This is a genomic window from Streptomyces sp. NPDC004610 (genome assembly GCF_040609715.1).
In the GTDB taxonomy this organism is placed as follows: domain Bacteria; phylum Actinomycetota; class Actinomycetes; order Streptomycetales; family Streptomycetaceae; genus Streptomyces.
Map to the genome: position 1 here is coordinate 87840 of NZ_JBEXLA010000028.1, position 18626 is coordinate 106465.

Sequence of the window (18626 nt, forward strand, 5' to 3'; positions counted from 1 at the left end):
CCTAGCCGGCGGGTGGCGGTGGCAGCCGGACCACCGCCACGCCGTTCTCCAGATCGACACGGGTGCGGTTCGGGGGCGCCCCGTCCTCCTCGTCGTCCCGCATCAGCAGCGAGGACTGGCGTTCCTTCAGCTCGTGCGCCTTGCCCGGGGAGAGCGCGCCGTGCAACTGCTCGAACCCGGTGGCGGACACCTGCCCGGCGCGGGCCCCGTTGCGCCATGGCAGCAGCCCGGCCCGGCCCATCCTGAGCAGCAGCTGGTCCACGAAGGCGATGACCGTGAGCAGGATGACCAGCCCCGGAAGCGTGACGAAAACGGCGAACTCCATGGGGCCAGTGTGCGCCCATGGAGTCCGCGGGGGGAGGGGGTTGGGGGAAGTGGTCGAACTGGGGTGCGGGGAGGGGGTGGGGGTGGGGCCCCCGGGGAGGGCCCCGGGGATCAGCTGGGGTCCCGGGGATCAGCTCGGGTCCCGGTGGAACAGGGACTTGGACCAGAAGTAGCCGAGGACGGCCAGGGCCAGGCACCAGGTGACGGCGATCCAGCCGTTGTTGCCGATCTCCGTGCCGAGGAGCAGGCCGCGCAGGGTCTCGATGGCCGGGGTGAAGGGCTGGTACTCGGCGATGGGCCGGAACCAGCCCGGCATGGCGTCGACCGGCACGAAGGCGCTGGACAGCAGGGGCAGGATCATCAGCGGCATGGCGCTGTTGCTGGCCGCCTCGGCGTTGGGGCTGCCGAGGCCCATCCCGACCGCGATCCAGGTGAGGGCGAAGGCCATCAGGGCCAGGAGTCCGACTGCGAGCACCCATTCCAGGACCGTGGCGTCGGTGGAGCGGAAGCCGATGGCGACGGCGACCGCGCCGACCAGGAGCACGCTCATCACACACTGGATCACACTGCCGAGGACATGCCCGATGAGGACGGACCCGCGATGGATGGCCATGGTGCGGAAGCGGGCGATGATGCCCTCGTTCATATCGGTGGCGACGGAGACCGCGCTGCCGATGGTGGTGCCGCCGATGGTGAGCAGCAGGATCCCGGGGACGACATAGGCGAGGTAGTCGGAGCGGTCGACGCCGCCCTCGATGCCGGCGCTCATCACATCGCCGAAGATGTAGACGAAGAGGAGCAGCAGCATGACCGGGGTGAGCAGCAGATTGAGGGTGAGGGAGGGGTAGCGCCGGGCGTGCAGGAGGTTGCGCCGGAGCATGGTGGACGAGTCCCGCAGGGCGAGGGTGAGGGAGCTGCTCATCGGGCGTTCTCCTTGTCGTGACCGGCGGCCGGGCCGGGGATGTCGGTGGTGGTGGCGGTGAGGGCGAAGAAGACGTCGTCGAGGTCGGGGGTGTGGACGGTGAGTTCATCGGCCTCGACACCGGCGGAGTCGAGCCAGTCGAGCAGGGAGCGCAGTTCGCGCTGGGTGCCGTCGCTGGGCAGGTGCAGGGCGAGGGCCTCGTCGTCGCGGGTGACCTCGCGCAGGGCGGCGGCAGCGGCGCGGTAGGCGGCGGGGTCGGTGAAGCGGAGCCGGATGTGGCCGCCCGGGATGAGCCGCTTCAGCTCCTCGGCGGTGCCCTCGGCGGCGATCTTCCCGTTGTTGAGGACGGCGATCCGGTCGGCGAGCTGGTCGGCCTCTTCGAGGTACTGGGTGGTGAGGAAGACCGTCACCCCGCCGCTGACGAGTTCCTTGATGATCTGCCACATGTTGTGCCGGGAGCGGGGGTCGAGCCCGGTCGTCGGCTCGTCCAGGAAGATGATCTTCGGGTCGCCGACCAGGGTCATCGCGATGTCCAGGCGCCGCTTCATCCCGCCGGAGTAGGTGGAGGCGGGCCTCTTCGCGGCGGCGGTGAGATCGAAGCGGGTGAGGAGTTCGGCGGTGACCCGGCGGCCCTCGGCCTTTCCCAGATGGTGCAGATCGGCCATCAGCAGCATGTTCTCCTCGCCGGTGATCAGCCCGTCGACGGCGGAGAACTGCCCGGTGACCCCGATCGCGGCCCGTACGGACTGGGGGGCGCGGGCCAGATCGTGACCGGCGACCATGGCCTGCCCGCCGTCGGCCCGGATCAGGGTGGAGAGGATCTTCACGGCGGTGGTCTTGCCGGCCCCGTTCGGGCCGAGCAGGGCGAACACCGAGCCGGTGGGGATGGCCAGGTCGACGCCGTCGAGGACGGTCTTGTCGCCGTAGGACTTGCGCAGATCGGTGGCGGAGACGGCGAGGGCGGACCGGGGGCCGCTGTCCTGGTGGTGGCGGGCGCGGGCGGCTGAAGGCATGACGGGGTTCCGTTTCAGGGGAGTCGGTCGGGAGAGGCAGGTCAGACGCGGGCGCGGCGGACGTCGATGTTGCCGTGCCGGGTGCGGGCGTGGACGCGTACGGTCTTCTCGCTCTGCTCCGGGGCGCCGGAGGCGGCGAGGGAGTTGCGGATCTGGCCGGAGCCGGCGTCGATGTCGAGCCAGGCGGCGGTGCCGTGCCTGACCCCTACGTCGATGGCGCCGTACTGGGTCTTCAACTCCACCGTCCCGGAGGCGACTTCGCCGACGCGCAGGGTGCCGTGGGCGGTGGTGGCGGTGACGGAGGCGGCGGCGCGGGTGATGTCGATGTCACCGTTGGCGCCCTTCACCCGCAGTTCGCCGGTGACGGCGCCGACGGTGGTGGTGCCGTGCGAGTTGCTCAGGACGGCGTCCCCGGTGACGGTGCCGACGCGCAGGCTGCCGGAGCTGGTGCCGATCTCGGCCGCGCCCTCGACCCGCTCCACGGCGATCGAGCCGTGCGACGCGGTCAGCCACAGCGGGCCGGTGGTGTCGAGCCGGACATCGCCGGAGGAGGTCTTCACCCGGACCTCCCCGAGCCGCCCCTCGCCGAGGATCTGCGTCCAGGCGCCGGTCAGCTCGACGGCCGACCCGGTGGGCAGTTCGACGGTGACATCGACGACCCCGGTCCGCCCGAGGAGCCCGGCCTTGGGCGTCCGCACGGTCAGCGCGCCCCCGGCGTAGCTCACCTCGGTCTGGGCGGCGGCCTTGGTGTCGATGTCCTTCTTCGGGTCGCGGGGCGTGACCCGGACGACGGTGTCGGTGCGGTCCCCGGCGGTGAACTGGAGGGAACCGGCCTCCACATGGGCGGTGACGGAGATGGCGGTGGGGGTGTCGAAAGAAGGCATGGCGGTTCCGTCCTCTCGGCTCGGCGAGCCGTCGATGTGCGTGGGATGGGGGAGGGGAAGGGGGAGGGAGAGGGGAAGGGGGAGGGGCTGGGTCGCGGTCAGCGCGTCCAGCCGGTGAAGGTGTGTCCGATGCTTCGGGGGCGCTCGGGCGTCCTGGGCCGGGTGGCGCCACTGCCGTCGATTGCGGCGGAGGCGGCCCGCACCAGCCAGGCGTTGACGGACAGTCCCTCGCGGCCTGCGGCCTCCTCGACGCGGGCCTTGAGCCGGCCGGGCATCCGCAGATTGACGCGGGCGGGGGTGCTGTCGTCGCCGTCGGCGAGGTACAGCACGGGGGCCACCGTCTCCGCCTCGGCGGCGATGGCGCCACCGTCACCGGCGGGTGGCGTCACCACGAACTCCGGGTCGAGTCCGCGCAGCCGAACCTCGACGGAGCCGGGGGCCAGTTCGCGGGTGATCTCGTCCATCGCGGCGGAGAGCAGATTGAGCATGCTCAGACGGGTCGCCGACTCCAGGGGCGCGATGAGCCGCTCGACCAGCTCGCGGACATCGTCCCCATCGGCCTGCGCTGCCACCGTGAGTTCCCGGTGGAGAGTGTCGACGTACGGGGTGAGGTTCATGACGTCATCATGGCACCGTCATGGCGCCATGCGCAACCCTGATTGGCGCCGAAGGGGGCGCCGGGTGGGTGGGGGGTGCGGTGAGCTGGGCTTATGCGGGGAAAATGGTGGGGGTGGGGGTGGCGCCGGGTGGAGTGGGGTGCGGGTGGGGGTCGGAAATGTCCGGTGGTGGGGTGCGGGTGGCGCCAGGTGGGGCCGACTGGCGCCGTGGGGGTGGGGGTGGCGCCAGATGGCGCCAAGGGGGGTGAGGGGCGTGCCGACGGGGGGCGGGTGGAGCCAAGGGGGTCGGGGGCGGAGCCAAGGGGGCAGGGGCGGCGGCTCATCACTCCCCGCACCGCGCCGGGCCGCGCCTATCCGGGCCGCGCCGCGCCGCGCCTATCCGGGCCGCACCGCACCGCGCCGGGCCGCGCCTATCCGGGGCCGCACTGCGCCGGGCCGCGCCTACTCGCGCCGCGCCGCGCCTACCAGTGCCGCGCCGCACCGCACCGGCGACGCCCCCCGCCCTACCTACCCCCTCGACGCCCCCCGCCCCAGCAGCTCCGCCAGCCCTCGCCTCGTCGCCGCCAGGATCACCCGGTCGCCGGAGTTCAGGACATACGTGTCCGGCAGATCCCAGACCAGGCCCGACGGGAGGGGCGTGCCGTCGCCCGTGCGGTGGCGGCCCGAGGCGTCCGTGTCCAGGGCCAGGATCCGCCACGCCCCGGCGCGGAACGCGTCGGCCACCGTGCGGCCCTCCAACTGGGGTCGGCCGCCCACCTCCAGCGCCGCGAACAGCAGCACCCGCCGTTCCACCGGGATCGCGCCCAGGATCTGCCGGCCGAGCATCGCCGACGCGAAGGCCGGGGCCGCCAGGTGCGAGACGCTGCGGCTGCGGGTCGGGGCGTCGGGGTGCGCGGCGCGCAGGGTGCGGTAGACGGCGGTGGCGAAGCCGTCGTCGTACAGGCGCAGCACCACGCGGAGCTGGGCGCGGAGCGAGCGCGCGTACAGGGCCGCCTCCAGATTGGTGGTGTCGGCGCTGGTCAGCGCGAGGAGCGCGGACGCGCGGTGGATCTTCGCGGCCTCCAGGACGCCCTCCTCGGTGACATCGCCGAGGACGACCGGGACCCGCAGCCGCCGGGCCGTCGCCATCCCGCGCGCCTCCGGGTCGGACTCCACGCACACCACCGGGATGTGCAGTTCACGCAGCCGGGTCAGCACCCGCGTACCGATCTTGCCCAGGCCCAGCAGCACCACATGACCGCTCAGCCCGCGCGGCGGCTTGCGCAGTGCGGACGCGGTGCGGAACGTGCCCAGCCCCTCCAGCACCGCCGCCAGCAGCACCGGCAGCAGCAGCAACCCCACCAGGCCGGAGAGGAGTTGCAGGATCTGCTCGCCGACGGACGCCTCGACCGCCGGTTCGTTGATGGCGAACAGGTCCAGGAGGGTGATGTACGTGGCGTGCAGCGGGTGATCGTCCGTCACCACCATCAGCGCCACCGCCAGCGCGATCACACAGGCCACCAGCCCCGCCAGCGACCAGCGCAGCCGCCGGGAGAAGAGCGAGGCCAGCGGGACGCCGGTGCGGGCCGTGGACAGCTGGGGGCCCGAGTACGACACCTGCTCCAGCACGATCGTCGCCCGGCCCGTCGCCGCCCGGACCGCCGCCGCGTCCGGCAGGAGCTGCGGTCCCTGCTCACCGCTCGCGTCCGAACCGTCCGCGCCCGCCGGGTCGTTGCTGGTGGAGGAGAGCAGCGCGAGGGTGGCCAGCCCGGGGTCGGCGACCTGGCCCGGGGCCGGTGGGTGCCGCTCCACCGCCCGCAGCATCAGCCCGTCCGTCTGGACCACCTTGCTGGTGCCGGTGAGTGCCGTCGCCGCCAGCGCGGGCGCCGCCGTGTCGGCGTCCGAGAGGACCACCGTCGTCGCCTCCGCCCCGGCCGCCGTCCCGTCCGCGCCGGTCGCCAGCGCCGATGCCTGGTCGAGGAGTTCCTCGATGTGCTGGCCGAGACGGCGGTTGTAGAGGCGCAGGACCAGCCGCAGGCGGGGGTTGAGACGGCGGGCGGTGAGCGCCGCGCGGATATTGGTCTCGTCGTCGTCGTACACCAGCGCCAGGGCCGCCGCCCGGTCCACCCCCGCCTCCGCGAGCACGGCCTCGGTCGGCTCGGCGGCCTCCACCACCCGCTCCCCGCCGCCGTCACCGGCCCCGGCCACCACCCCCGCCGCCGTCACCGGGAAACGGCCGCCGACCGCCGCGCCCACCCGGTCCAGCAGCGCCGCCGACGCGGCCCGCGCCCGGCCCACCACCGGCGGGCGCACCCGGGGTCCGGTGGGCGGGACGACCAGGGTGACCTGTTCGCCGTAGACCCCGCGCAGCTCGGCGGCCAGCCGGTGGGCCAGCCCGTCGTCCCCGCAGACGATCATCGGCGGGCCCGCCCGTCCCGGACCCGGGCTTCCCGGCCCAGGGCTCACCGGACCCTGACTCCACGGACTCGGGGTCCACGGGCCTGGGCTTCCGGGACCCGGACTCCAGGGCCCCGTGCCTGCTCCCGACCCCGACCCCGACCCCGTGCCCGATCCGTGTGCCTGTCCCTGTCCCGGAATGCTCGCCACAAGGTCTCAGACTGCCGCAGCCGGAACGCCGGTTCCAGGGGGCGCCCCGGAGGGGAGCGGGTGCGGCGCCCCCGGGTGGCCCGGGGTGGCCCGGCCCTGGTTTGACATCTGTCCCGCCCCCCTTCCATGCTTGTGCTAATTCATTAATGGAACTACGGAAGAAGCGAAGGTGACGTGGTCGAGTACCGGATCGACCGTGGCAGCGGCGTCCCGGCCTATGTGCAGCTCGTCGAGCAGACCGAACGGGCCCTGCGCATGGGCACGTTGAAGGTCGGCGACAAGCTGCCGACGGCCAAGGAGGTCGTCGCGGCCACCGCCGTCAACCCCAACACCGTGCTGCGGGCCTACCGCGACATGGAGGCGGCCGGGCTGGTGGAGCTGCGCCGCGGCCTCGGCACCTTTGTGACCCGGTCGCTCGCCCGGCCCGGCGCCGAGGACGACTCCCCGCTCCGCACCGAGCTGGCCGACTGGACGGCTCGCGCCCGCCGGGCCGGACTGGAGCGGGCCGATGTGCTCGCCCTGGTCACGGCGGCGCTGGACGCGTACGACGCCCAGGCCGCCCATGACGGCCATGACACCTCCGCGCGGCCCGCAGCCGCCCCGGAAGCCCATGCCGCCCACGCCCCCGGCCCGTCCCCGCGCGAGACCCCCGCCGCGCGCGGGCCCCGCCCCCCACGACAGCCCCACCCCGCACGCCACCAGGAGGACGCATGACCGCGCCCGACGCGCCGGCCACCGCCCTGCGCGCCACGGGACTCGGATTCCGCTACCGGAGCAACTGGAGCGACTGGAGCACCTGGAGCAACTGGAGCCCCCTGAGTCGCCCGAGCCATCGGGGCCAGCCTGGCCAGCCTGGCCAGCCTGGCCAGCCTGGCCAGCCTGGCCAGCCTGGCCAGCCTGGCCAGCCTGGCCAGCCTGGCCAGCCTGGCCAGCCGGGCCAGCCGGGCCAGCCGGGCCAGCCGGGCCAGCCGGGCCACCAGAGCCACCCGGACCACCCGGGCCACCCGGGCCACCCCGGGTACCAGGGCCACCCGGACCACCCGAGCCACCCGGGCCACCCGGACCACCCGAGCCCGCGCGGCCAGAGCACCGCCCCCTGGGCCCTGCGCGACTGCGAGTTCACCGTCCCCCGTGGCCGGATCACCGCCCTCGTCGGCCGCAACGGTGTCGGCAAGAGCACCCTGCTGCACCTGGCCGGCGGCCTGCTGCGGCCCCGCGCCGGAGAGATACGGGTGCTGGACGCCGTACCCGGGACGACCGCCGCGCGGACCCGGGTCGCCCTGGTCACCCAGGACAAGCCGCTCTACCCGCGCTTCACCGTCGCCGACACCCTGCGGCTCGGCGCCCGGCTGAACCCCCTCTGGGATCCGGCCGCCGCCGAACGCCTGGTCGCCGAGGGGGACATCCCGCTCACCGCGCGGCTCGGCGAGCTGTCGCCCGGCCGCCGGACCCGCGTCGCCCTCGCCCTCGCCCTCGGCAAGCGCCCCGAACTGCTGCTCCTGGACGAGCCGATGGCCGACCTGGACCCGGTGGTGCGCGGCCAGATCATGGCGGCGCTGATGACCGAGGCCGCCGAGCACGGCACCAGCATCGTGCTCTCCTCCCATGTCCTGCCGGAGCTGGAGCAGACCTGCGACTGGGTGCTGCTCCTCCAGGACGGCCGGGCGGCGCTGTGCGAGGACGCCGACGCGCTGCGCGAGGCGCATGTCCTGGTCACCGGCCGTGCCGACCGGGCCGAGGACCTCGCCGACCACATCGTCGTCCGGCGCAGCACCAGCGGGCGGCAGCTCACCGCGCTGATCCGGCGGTGCGGTCCGCTGCCCGGCGGCTGGCATGTCGAACGGCCCCGGCTGGAGGACGTCCTGATGGCCCACCTCCGCGACGACGATCCCGGCCCCGTCCCCGGCACCCCGGCGGAGGTGGCCGCGTGAGCGCCCTCGACCTGAGGCCGAGCGCCTCCGCCGTCCGGCGGCACACCGCGCGGGGCGCCCTGTGGCTGGCCTGGCGGCAGGCCCGGGTGCCGATCGTGGTCGGCGTCGCCGTCCTCCTCGTCGCCGCCGCGGTCGCCGCGTACTCCCGGGCCGGGATGCTCGACGACCTCGCCAGCGGACGCTTCGACCACTGCGAGACCGGCCCCCTGCACTGCTCCCGCCCCGGCGACGGGCTCCCGCTGCTGCTGGACATCGCCCCGCTCCAGTACCTGGGCCTGCTGAACATCGCGCTGCCCGTGCTGATCGGCGTCTTCTGGGGCGCCCCGCTGCTCGGCCGCGACCTCGAACTCGGCACCCACCGCCTGGTGCTGTCCCAGGGCATCAGCCGCGCCCAGTGGTTCACCGCCCGCTACGGCCTCGCCGCCGTCTGCGCGGTCACCGGCGCCGGGCTGCTCTCCTGGCTGTTCGCCTGGTGGCGGGAACCGGCCGCCGACCGCAACTACGGCCTCTTCTGGTACGAGACCAGCGCCCTCAGCGGCTCCGGGCCCCGGGTCGCCGCCGCGGCGCTGTTCGGTCTCGCGGTGGGTACCCTCATCGGGCTGCTCACCCGCCGGGTGCTGGCGGCGATGGGGCTGACCCTGCTCGCCACCGGGCTGACCGTCGTCCTGCTCGAACTCGCCCACAAGACCCGGGCGCTGGTGCCCCCGCGGTCCTACCTCAGCGCGGGCAGCAGCCCCAAGCCGCCGATGGGCGAGAAGTGGTCCACCGGCACCTACGGACTGATCACCGCCGACGGCCGCCGCGACGATGTCATGAGCTGCCCCTACCCGTCCGGCGCCGAACTGCGGCGGTGCATGGCCGAGAACGGCTATGTCTCCCGCTTCTACCAGGCCAATCCGCCCTCCGACTACTGGGCGTTCCAGTGGCTCGACACCGGCATCCTGGCCGGCGCCGCCCTGCTGCTCACCCTGGCGACGGTGCTGATCCTGCGCCGCCGGGCCGCGTAGAACCCCTTTCCCTCCCATCCCCCTCACCTCACCGCACGGAGGTCATCCCGTCATGCCCGCGGACGCCACGTCACCGAAGAAGCTGCGCAGCAATCGCGCCTCCCTCACCCACAAGGCGGGCTACGCGCTGCGCCACCCCGCCAAGGTCGTGCCCTATGTCCGGCGGGCCACCCGGGACGCCTGGCTGCGCGTCAAGCACCCCGACCACGTCGGCTACTACCGCGCGGTCATGGCCTCCGACACCCGCCGCAGCCCCGAGGCCGCCGTCGGCAGCAAGACCCATGACCGCTGGCTGGCCCTCGGGCAGATGCAGTTCGACTATCTCGTCGAGCACGGGCTGCGCCCCGGGCACCGGATGCTGGACATCGGCTGCGGCAATCTGCGCGGCGGCTGGCGGTTCATCGACCATCTCGGCACCGGCGGCTACTACGGCATCGACATCTCGCCGGACATCCTGGTCGCCGCCAAGCGCACCCTCACCGAGCGCGGCCTCCAGGACAAGCTGCCGCATCTGACCATCACCGGCGATCTCACCCTGGACTTCCTGCCCGACGCGCACTTCGACGTCGTCCACGCCCACAGTGTCTTCTCGCACTCGCCGCTGGGGATGATCGACCAGTGCCTCGCCCATGTCGGGCGGGTGCTGACGCCGGACGGTTTCTTCGACTTCACCTTCGACCGCACCGAGGGCACCGAGCACCAGGTCCTGCGGGAGGACTTCTACTACCGCACCGAGACCCTGCTGAAGCTGGCGGAGAGCCATGGGCTGCACGCCCGGTTCATGGCGGACTGGGAGACGCGTCCGCACGGCCAGTCGAAGATCCGGGTCAGCCGGAGCCCGCTGCCCGGCTGACCCGCCGCGCCCCGGAGCCCGCGCTCAGGATCGCCCACCGCTCTGCTCGGCGAGCGTGTGGGCGACGAGCGCGCTGGCGTGGCCGTGCCCCACCCCGTGCTCCTCCTTCAGCAGCTTCACCAGCTCCATGTGCTTGGCCGGCAGCGCGGCCCGGATCAGCTCCTGCCACTCCGAGACCGGCCGCCCGTACTTCTTCTCGATCGCGGGAAAGTAGCTGGCGGGACCCTTGACGACGGCGTCGGCCATGACGACGGCTCCTTCATGCTCATGCGTACGGCGATGTCTGTCAGAGGGATAGACGCCCTGACGTGCGGGAAGTGATCGCGGGCCGAATGTGCCCCGCGTCACATCTGCGGGCTGCCGCCGCCGTCACACCTCCCGGGTACCGCCGTCAGACCTCCCGGCCGCCGCCGTCACACCTCCCGGCCGCCGCCGCCCCGGGCCAGTACCCCGCCCTCCAGCGTCCGGACGACATGCGCGGCGACCCCCGGCGCCGGGACCGTGCCCAGCTGTGCCGCCTCCGCGCCCGCGTACGTCAGGGACCACAGCACCTGCATGATCCAGGTGGCCGAGACCCCGTCGTCGAAGACGCCGTCGCGCTGGCCGCGTTCGATGAGCGCGAGGACCAGCCGCTCGGTGTCGTCCTCGCCGTCCGGCTGCCCGGCGGTCGCCTCCTCGAAGAGCTGGGTCTCGCCGAAGGCGAACAGCATCCGGTGGCCCACCCCGACCACCGAGGTGACCAGCCGCCGCAGCGCCTCGTCCGGCGGCCCCTGCTCGGTGGCGGCGTCGTGCACCGCCCGGTCGATGATCTCCAGGGAGTCCAGCACCGCCGCGTGCAGCAGCCGATCGCGGTCCGGGAAGTAGCGGTGCAGGGTGCTGCGGCCCACCTCGGCGGCCTTGGCGATCTCCGCGAGAGTGGCCCGGCGGTCCCGGGCCAGCACCGCCGCGGCGGCGTCGAGGATCGCGCGCCGGGTGCGGTTGCGGGTGCCGGACTCGGTGGCGGGGGACGTCGTGCTCATGTGCCGAATATATCGCTGGACACCTCACTATGAAATCTGCATACTCGAAAATGGGACGTGAGTGTCCCAAAAGTAAGTTACGCAATCCCAGGGGGAGAGCCCGCTGTGCCGAACATCGAAACCGAGGAGCCCCAGAAGGAGCCTCAGAAGGCGCCCCAGAAGGCGCCCCCCACCCTCCCCAACCTCCGTCTGCTCTGGTCCTTCGTCCGCCCCCACCGCCGCACCCTCGCCGCCGGGCTGTTCCTCGGCCTCTTCGTCACCGCCACCACCCTGGCGACCCCCCTCGCCACCAAGTGGGTGCTCGACGGACTCGCCGCGTCGCGCTCGATCGCCCCGGCGGTCGTCGCACTGTCCACGCTGATCGTGGTGGGCTCGGTGACCCAGTACGTCCAGTGGATCCTGCTCGGGCGGATGGGGGAGTACGTGGTGCGCGACGCCCGGCGCTCCATGGTCCGGCGGCTGCTCCGGCTGAAGATCGGCGCGCTGGGCGGCCGGTCCGGCGGCGAGCTGGTCACCCGGGTCACCTCCGACACCGTGCTGATGCGCGAGGCCGCCGCGTCCAGCCTGACCCAATTGGTCAACGGGGCGATCGGGCTGGTCGGCGCGCTGGTCATGATGGCGCTGCTGGACCTGGTGCTGTTCGCCGTCACCTTCGCGAGCCTCGCCGTGGTCGGCGTGCTGGTCGCGCTGCTGATGCCCCGGCTGGCGAAGACCCAGCGCGCCGCGCAGGAGTCGGTGGGCAGGCTCGGCGCGGCCCTGGACGGGGCGCTGCGGGCGATCCGTACGGTCAAGTCGGCGCGCGCCGAGGAGCGGGAGACCGAGCGGATCGTGGCCGAGGCGGACGCGTCGGCGGCGCACAGCGTCAAGGCGGTCCGTATCGACGCCACCGTCTGGACGATCACCCTGGCCGGGGTGCAACTGGCGATCCTGCTGATCCTGGCGATCGGCGCGTTCCGGGTGGACTCGGGCGCACTGGCCGTCTCCAGCCTGATCGCCTTCCTGCTGTACGCCTTCCAGCTGCTCGGCCCGGCCACCGAACTGGCCCAGGAGTTCTCCCAGCTCCAGTCCGGTATCGCGGCGGCGGCCCGGATCGCGGAGATCCAGAAGCTGGAGATGGAGGAGGGCCACACCCGCGTCGCCGTACCCCACCCGGCCGCGCCGCGCTCCGGCCCCACCCCGCATGTCCTGGCCTTCGAGGAGGTCACCGCCCGCTACGCCCCCGACGGCCCCCCGGTGCTCGACGGTGTCTCCTTCGCCGTGCCGCGCCATGGGCACACCGCGATCGTCGGCCCCTCCGGCGCGGGCAAGACCACCGCGTTCTCCCTGATGCTGGAGTTCCTGCGCCCGGACACCGGCCGACTGGTCCTGGACGGCCATCCGCTGGAGGAGTGGCCCGCCTATGAGACCCGCCGCCGGATCGCCTATGTCGAGCAGGACACCCCGCTGCTGCCCGGCACCCTCGCCGACAACCTCCGCTATCTGCGCCCCGCCGCCACCGACGCCGAGCTGTGGGCGGCGCTGGACGCGGTCGGGCTGACCGGCCGCGCCGAGCAACTGCCCGAGGGGCTGGACACCGTGCTCGCCGGGGCCACCGTCTCCGGGGGCGAGCGTCAGCGGGTCGCGCTGGCCAGGGCGTTCGTCGCCGACCCGGAGATCCTGCTGCTGGACGAGGCGACGGCCCAGCTCGACGGGCTGACCGAGGCGGCCGTGCAGTCCTTCATCCGGGACCGGGCGGACCGGGCGGCGGTGGTGACCATCGCGCACCGGCTGTCCACGGTCGTGGAGGCGGACCGGATCGTGGTGCTGGAGAAGGGCCGGGTCCGGGCGACGGGCACACACGCCGAACTGCTCACCACGGACGGTCTCTACCGGGACATGGTGGCGGCCCTGCGCCTGGCGGCACCGGAGCGGGAGCCGAAGCCGGGGCCGGAGTCCGAGCCGGAGCCGGAGATGGAGAGGGAGCCCGGGACACCCTCCCGGGCATAAGGGAAGGCACGGCCGAGGACATGGCCGAGGACACGGCCGAGGGCACAAGAAAAACCCGATCGCTGGCGACGGGGGATGCACCAGCGATCGGGCTATGGCCAAGCCTAACAAGCCGGTTGCCACCATGGGGACCGACTGCTCGGGAGTGGCGCCGGTGTGTGACCGGGATCACGTAGTGGAGGGGGGCGGCGCCGGGCGCGCGGCTACGGCCCACAGGGCGGTTCATAGTCCAGCCGGGGCAGGTACTCGTCCCACTTCTCCCTGGTCAGGACGGATCGGGTGGCCGCGCAGATCCGGCGCTCGGCCGCCTCCACGTCCAGGTCCCACAGCCGGACCGTGCCCGAGCCGCTGGACACCCCGAGCATCCGGCTGTTGGGGCTGAAGGAGAGAAAATTGCCGGTCTTGGCGTTGGGGCTCATCGACTGCCCGAGCGACACGGCCGCCTCCGGCCGCCCCACGTCCCACAGCCGTACGGTGTCGTCGTTGCCGCCGCTGGCCAGGGTGTGCCCGTCGGGGCTGAAGGTGAGCGACACGATCGCCTCGGTGTGCCCGGTCAGCTCCCCGCCCAGCGGCTCCGCCCGCCCCGCCCCGGCGGTGTCCCACAGCCGTACGGTGTTGTCGTCGCTGCCGCTGGCCAGGGTCCGCCCGTCGGGGCGGAAGGCGAGGGCGTTGACCGCGCCGCGATGCCCGGCGAACGCCTCGCGCCCACCGGTCGCCCGCCCCGGGTCGGACACGTCCCACAGCCGGATGGTGGTGTCCGCGCTGCCGCTGGCCAGGGTGGTGCCGTCGGGGCTGAAGGCGAGGGTGTTGACGTACCCGGTGTGCCCGGTGAGGGGTGCGCCGAGGGCGCGGGGGCGGGCCGGGGCGGTGACGTCCCAGAGGCGGATGGTGCGGTCGTCGTAGGCGGTGGCCAGGGTGGTGCCGTCGGGGCTGAAGGCGAGGGCGTCGGGGCCCGCGTACCGGGTGTGCAGGGTGAGCGGCGGGCCGTGCGGGACGGGCCGGGCGGGGTCGGAGACGTCCCACAACTGCACCGCGTCGGGCCCGGCGAGCACGGCGAGGGTGGTGCCGTCGGGGGAGAAGACCAGGGACTTCACCTCGTCGCCGGCCGGGCGGAACGGTTCGCTCAGCCGCACCGGACGGCCGGGCCGCCGTACGTCCCACAGCCGCAGGCTCTGGTCGCGGGCGGCGGTCGCGAGCACCCGGCCGTCCGGGCGGAACGCGCCGATCCGGCCCACCATGTCGGAGGTGGGCAGCGACCACAGCCGGACCCGGCCGTCCCCGGTGCCGGTGGCGAGGGTGCGGCCGTCCGGGCTGAAGCCCAGCGCGTACATCTCCCCGCTGCTCCCGGCCAGCGGCTCGCCGACCTGGGAGGGGTGGGCCGGGTTGCTGACGTTCCACAGGGTGGCGGTGCTGTCCGCGCTGGCCACGGCGAGCAGCGAGCCGTCCGGGCTGAACGCCACCGACCAGATGGGCCCGGTGTGCCCGATGATCGGCATCCCGATCGGCCGGGCGCGGGCCCGGTCCGAGACGTCCCACAGCTGGACGGTGTCGTCCGCGCTGCCGCTGGCCAGGGTGCGCCCGTCGGGGCTGAAGGCGACGGAGTGCACCAGCGCCCGGTGCGCGGTGCGGGCGGTGCCGAGCGGGGCGGGCCGGTGCCGGTCGGCCAGGTCCCACAGCCGTACCGAGCGGTCGTCCCCGGCGGAGGCGAGGGTGCGCCCGTCCGGGCTGAAGGCGAGGGAGCGGACGGCGGCGGTGTGCCCTTCGAGCACCCCCAGCGACCGGGGCCGGTCCGGCTCGCCCACATCCCACAGCCGCACCACCCGCTCCTCGGTCGCGGCGGCGAGGGTACGGCCGTCCGGGCTGAAGGCCAGCAGATAGACCGTGCCGTCCTGCTTGGTCCAGGGCGGGCCGAGGGGGCGGGGGCGGGCCGGGTCGGTGACGTCGTACAGCCGCATGGTGCCGTCGTCGGAGGCGGTGGCGAGGGTGCGCCCGTCGGGGCTGAAGACCGCGGTGGACACCCAGCTCTCGGGCCCGGTCAGCGGCGTCCCCAGGGCCTTCGGCCGGTGCCGGTCGGACACGTCCCACAGGCGTACGGTCCGGTCGTACCCGGCGGTGGCGAGGGTGCGGCCGTCGGGGCTGAAGCTGGTCAGATAGATCGCGCCGGTGTGCCCGGCGAGCGAGGTGGCCAGCGGGGCGTTCACGATCGAGACGAGGCGGTTCCAGGTGTCCTTGTCGTCCGGGCGCAGCCGGTGGGCGACCAGGTCGATCTGCGCGGACAGCGAGGGATCGGAGTCGCGCACCCGGTCCGCCTCCGCGAGGACCTGCGCGAACACCGCGTCGTCGCGCTCCTGCCAGGCCAGCACCGCCGCGCCGACCGCGACCACCACCAGCACCATCAGCGCGGCCACCGCGCCCCGGCTGAGCCAGACGGTACGGCGGCGCAGCCGCACCGAGGCGGCCAGGAAGTCCACGGCGGCCCGGGTCAGGGCGGTGTCCCCGACGGTCCCGGCCCAGCCGTGCGCCTGCTCCAGCCGGGAACCCCGGTACAGCAGGGCGGTGTCCCGGCCGCCCACCTCCCAGGCCCGGCCGTCCTCCTCCAGCCGCTGGCGCAGCAGATTGCCGCCGCGGTCCTCGTCGATCCACTCGCGCAGCCGGGGCCAGGCGTGCAGCAGCGCCTCATGGGTGATCTCCACGCTCTCCGCGTCCAGCGTCACCAGCCGGGCCCGGACCAGCGCCTCCAGCGACTCCTGGGTCTTGCCCGGATCGGCGGCCTCCGCCGCCAGTTCCCGCCGGGTGCCGCGGCGCCGGGTGGCCGCGGTGTCCTCGCCGACCCGCACCAGCCGCAGCAGCAGCAGCCGGGCGGCGGTCCGGGCCGCCGGGTCCAGCCCCGACCAGGCCCGCTCGGCGGTGGCGGCGACGGCCCCCTGGATGCCGCCCGCGGCCCGGTACCCGCCGATGGTGAGCCGCCCGCCCTTCCTGCGCTGCCAGGTGGCCAGCAGCGCGTGCGACAGCAGCGGCAGCACCCCCGCGTCATGCGCGCCGCCCGGCCCGTCGGCGCTCACCTCCCGCACGATCAGCTCCGCGAGCCCCGGCTCCAGCTCCAGCCCGACGGCCTTGGCGGGCCCGGTCACGGCGTCCCGCAACTCCGCCGCGGTCAGCGCCCCGAGGACCATGCTCCGGTGTTGGAGGGCGTCGGCCAGCTCGGGGTGGCGCAGGCAGCGCTCATAGAAATCGGCCCGTATCCCGAGCACGACCAGCACGGCGGGCCCGCCACCGGCCGGCGGGGAGGCGGCGGTGTGCAGCAGCCGCACGAAGGCGCGGCGGATGTCGTCGTCCGGGCAGAGGGTGAAGATCTCCTCGAACTGATCGACGATGAGAACGGGAGGCAGGGGTGGTGTTGCGGGGGCGTCGGAGGAACTGTCGGCGTCGGATGATCTGTCGGTGTCGGCGGTGTTGGCCGCCCCGGTTATTCGCGGCGGACGAGACGTACCCGGCATACCGGCGATATCGCCCATGTCCTGCCCCCCGCCCACCACACCGATCAGCTCCGGCAGCTCGGCCGTGCCGTCGCGCAGGAACGGCCGGAGATCGGGCACCCCCCGGACCAGCTCCCCCAGCGGATCACTGCCCGGCACCAGCCGGATGACGGCCCGTTCCCCGCCGAGGACCCCGCTCTCCAGGGCGGGCAGCAGCCCCGCGTTGAGCAGGGAGGACTTCCCGGCGCCGGAGGCACCGACCAGCATCACGATCCCGCCGGTGCGCTCGGAGTCCCGGAGCCGGTCGACGAGGGTCTCGGTGGAGCGCCGCCGCCCGAAGAACCACCCGGCGTCCTCCTGCCGGTAGGAGGCGAGCCCGCGATAGGGACACAGACTGCTGGGCACCTCGGCGGCGGCGTCCTCGGCGGGCGCCCGGGAGGCGACCGGATCGGCGACGGCCAGCTCCCACAGCCGCTGCCACTGGGGCAGGTCGTAGAGCCCGGCGGAGACGGGGGCGGGCCTGGCCCGCCGGGCGGCGGGTATCAGCACCTGGAGCACGGCGGCGAGCGCGGCGAACTGCGCGGGAACGTTCCTGGCCCGCCGCCAGTCGCTGATCCGCTGCGCCGACACCCGGACCGGCCGCCCGCGCTCATCGACCCGCTGCAACCGGACGACGGCCTCGGCCACGCTCTTCAGGGGCGGGTTCCCGGCCTCCCGGTAGAGCAGCGCGAGCCGCTCGGCGAACGCCGCGCGCGCCTCGGAATCGGCCCCCACCACGCCCTCCTCCGCCGGTCCTTCACCACTCGCCTGTTTCCGGTTCACCCCGGGTCCGTCCGGACCGGAAAACTCACCTTATATGGCTGACCTGCGACGAAGCGGTTCCGCGAAGTCCGGAACCTCCTCCGCGGGCGGCCCCGACTGGCAGGATCACGACCCAACGGCGCACCCCCCGTGCGCAGCCAGGGCAGGTCACCAGCACAGCGCTCGGAGAGGCACCTGATGACGCCGCACGTTCTGGGTCAACTTCAGCAGGCGGTACGAGCGCACAGCACCGGCCCGGCGACAGCACCCTAGAACCCGGCTCTCGGCCCCCGCCCCACCCCACCCACCTCCCTCGCACCCCACCCCCGGACCCGCCCCGCCCGCCCCCGGGCCCCGGGTCCCTCCAGACACGTCGCTCGGCACCGGTCTCCACGTGGGGAGGGACCGGTGCCGGGCGACGGGGTACCGCACACCGGCCCGGAAGGGCCTCGGTACGCTGCCGGAACGTACCCCCGTCCCGAAGGTCCCCGAGGTCCCGCCCATGAAGCCGCCCGCCGCCCGTTCCGCCGGAGGCGGTTCACCGGCGTCCGGGGTGCTGCGGGGGTTGCGGGCCGGGGTGCTGGCGGCGGTGTGCGTGCTGCTGCCGCTGATGGGGCATGTGCTGGCCCGCTGCCATGCGCCGGGCTGGCTGATCGTCGCGGCCGTGGCGGGCGTGGCCGTGCCGGGGGCGCTGCTGCTGACCCGGCGGCGGCTGACGGACGCCCAGGTGATCGGGGCCCTCGCCGCCGCCCAGATCGCCGCGCACTCGGCGTACGCGCTGCCCGGCGGTGACGGTTCGGCCGCGCTGCTGGAGCACGGCGGCGGGCCGCCCTCCGGGGTGCTGTTCGCCGGGCATCTGGTCGCCGCCCTTCTCGCGGCACGGCTGCTGGGCCTCGGCGAACGGCTGCTGTGGCAGAGCGGGCCGGTACTGGCCGCCGTCCACCGGCTGCTGGTGTTCGTGTGGCCCCGCCTCGCCCCCGGGTACGGGAACGGGCCGCGGGTCGTCGCCGTCGAGGAGACGACACCGCTGCGGTCGGCGACGCGGGTACGGCGACCTGCGGGGCGGGCGCCCCCGGGGTCGTGGGGTGCCGACCTCACTCACCCGATCCCCTTCCGGCCGATGCCGATCGGCGGTCCCGCGCTGCCCTGACGGGCGTGCCCCGAGGGCCGTGCCGTGCGGCGCGCGCCGGTCCCTCCCGCCCCGCAC

General features: G+C 74.1%; 15 protein-coding genes. 6 read left to right on the forward strand and 9 right to left on the reverse strand.

The features are described from left to right. Position 1 precedes the first annotated feature (1 nt). The 6 genes from ABZX40_RS28130 to ABZX40_RS28155 form a co-directional block, all read right to left on the reverse strand. Positions 2-325: a DUF6191 domain-containing protein gene (locus tag ABZX40_RS28130; RefSeq protein WP_355735991.1), complete on the reverse strand. Its 324-nt coding sequence runs from the start codon at positions 323-325 to the stop codon at positions 2-4. A 129-nt stretch (positions 326-454) separates the two neighbouring features. After that, positions 455-1246 carry an ABC transporter permease gene (locus ABZX40_RS28135; protein WP_355735994.1) on the reverse strand — a complete coding sequence of 264 codons (792 nt, stop codon included), beginning with the start codon at positions 1244-1246 and terminating at the stop codon, positions 455-457. Beyond that, a complete protein-coding gene (locus ABZX40_RS28140) occupies positions 1243-2259 on the reverse strand; it encodes an ATP-binding cassette domain-containing protein (RefSeq protein WP_355735997.1) in 1017 nt (338 codons plus the stop codon). Before ABZX40_RS28140 ends, ABZX40_RS28135 begins: the two co-directional genes overlap by 4 nt. Before the next feature lie 41 nt (positions 2260-2300). Continuing rightward, positions 2301-3143 carry a DUF4097 family beta strand repeat-containing protein gene (locus ABZX40_RS28145; RefSeq protein ID WP_355736000.1) on the reverse strand — a complete coding sequence of 281 codons (843 nt, stop codon included), beginning with the start codon at positions 3141-3143 and terminating at the stop codon, positions 2301-2303. 98 nt (positions 3144-3241) lie between these two features. Continuing rightward, positions 3242-3760: a hypothetical protein gene (locus ABZX40_RS28150; protein ID WP_355736002.1), complete on the reverse strand. Its 519-nt coding sequence runs from the start codon at positions 3758-3760 to the stop codon at positions 3242-3244. A gap of 507 nt (positions 3761-4267) precedes the next feature. After that, positions 4268-6157 (reverse strand): NAD-binding protein, encoded by a 1890-nt coding sequence (locus ABZX40_RS28155; RefSeq protein WP_355736005.1) that lies wholly within the window; start codon positions 6155-6157, stop codon positions 4268-4270. 363 nt (positions 6158-6520) lie between these two features. Between ABZX40_RS28155 and ABZX40_RS28160 the strand changes: the two genes are divergently transcribed. Genes ABZX40_RS28160 through ABZX40_RS28175 form a run of 4 tightly spaced genes read left to right on the forward strand, consistent with a single transcriptional unit; the run spans position 6521 to position 10137 of the window. Then, positions 6521-7060, forward strand: coding sequence for a GntR family transcriptional regulator (locus ABZX40_RS28160; RefSeq protein ID WP_355736007.1), 540 nt, complete (start codon positions 6521-6523; stop codon positions 7058-7060). Beyond that, complete coding sequence (locus tag ABZX40_RS28165; RefSeq protein WP_356162719.1) at positions 7057-8277, forward strand: ATP-binding cassette domain-containing protein; 1221 nt, start codon at positions 7057-7059, stop codon at positions 8275-8277. Before ABZX40_RS28160 ends, ABZX40_RS28165 begins: the two co-directional genes overlap by 4 nt. Beyond that, complete coding sequence (locus ABZX40_RS28170) at positions 8274-9284, forward strand: transporter (RefSeq protein WP_355736010.1); 1011 nt, start codon at positions 8274-8276, stop codon at positions 9282-9284. The genes ABZX40_RS28165 and ABZX40_RS28170 overlap by 4 nt, the downstream gene beginning before the upstream one ends. A gap of 52 nt (positions 9285-9336) precedes the next feature. Continuing rightward, positions 9337-10137 (forward strand): class I SAM-dependent methyltransferase, encoded by an 801-nt coding sequence (locus tag ABZX40_RS28175; RefSeq protein ID WP_355736013.1) that lies wholly within the window; start codon positions 9337-9339, stop codon positions 10135-10137. A gap of 24 nt (positions 10138-10161) precedes the next feature. On the opposite strand, the gene ABZX40_RS28180 is transcribed toward ABZX40_RS28175, so the two are convergent. After that, entirely contained in the window at positions 10162-10383 is a 222-nt protein-coding gene (locus tag ABZX40_RS28180) for a DUF4287 domain-containing protein (RefSeq protein ID WP_355736015.1), read from the reverse strand. A 167-nt stretch (positions 10384-10550) separates the two neighbouring features. Beyond that, entirely contained in the window at positions 10551-11156 is a 606-nt protein-coding gene (locus tag ABZX40_RS28185; protein ID WP_355736017.1) for a TetR/AcrR family transcriptional regulator, read from the reverse strand. A gap of 105 nt (positions 11157-11261) precedes the next feature. On the opposite strand from ABZX40_RS28185, the gene ABZX40_RS28190 reads away from it, so the two are divergent. Further along, positions 11262-13142, forward strand: a complete 1881-nt coding sequence (locus ABZX40_RS28190; RefSeq protein ID WP_355736019.1) for an ABC transporter ATP-binding protein — start codon at positions 11262-11264, stop codon at positions 13140-13142. 203 nt (positions 13143-13345) lie between these two features. Here the strand turns inward: ABZX40_RS28190 and ABZX40_RS28195 are convergent, their stop codons facing one another. Continuing rightward, a complete protein-coding gene (locus ABZX40_RS28195; protein ID WP_355736020.1) occupies positions 13346-17392 on the reverse strand; it encodes a hypothetical protein in 4047 nt (1348 codons plus the stop codon). 529 nt (positions 17393-17921) lie between these two features. Between ABZX40_RS28195 and ABZX40_RS28200 the strand changes: the two genes are divergently transcribed. Continuing rightward, positions 17922-18569 carry a hypothetical protein gene (locus tag ABZX40_RS28200; protein WP_355736022.1) on the forward strand — a complete coding sequence of 216 codons (648 nt, stop codon included), beginning with the start codon at positions 17922-17924 and terminating at the stop codon, positions 18567-18569. Positions 18570-18626 lie beyond the last annotated feature (57 nt).